This is a genomic window from Mycobacterium angelicum (assembly GCF_002086155.1).
Classification (GTDB): Bacteria; Actinomycetota; Actinomycetes; order Mycobacteriales; family Mycobacteriaceae; genus Mycobacterium; species Mycobacterium angelicum.
Window position 1 is genome coordinate 1 of sequence record NZ_MVHE01000398.1, and the last position, 270, is coordinate 270.

A 270-nucleotide genomic window follows, 5' to 3' on the forward strand; every position below is an offset into this window, starting at 1 on the left:
CACCAATCGGGGCGATTCCTGAGCCCGGTTGCAGCGGCGCACTCATCGCCACATATATCGTGGTTTCGGTCGGGCCGTATTGGTTGACCATTACCCGCCCGCCGGCCCAGCGGTCCACCAGTTCACCCGGGCAGGTCTCACCGCCGGTGATCAGGGTTCCGGATTCGAGGCCCTGCGGCGACAACATCGCCAATGCCGCCGGCGTTTGAGTAAGGACGTTGACGCGGTGATCAATCAGTAAGGCCTGCAACTCTTCTGGGGAACGCACCA

Annotated in this window: 1 pseudogene; it reads right to left on the reverse strand. The window is 62.6% G+C overall.

Features of this window, described 5'->3' with window-relative positions:
• Positions 1 to 270: pseudogene (locus BST12_RS29970) on the reverse strand (hypothetical protein); the annotation flags it as partial.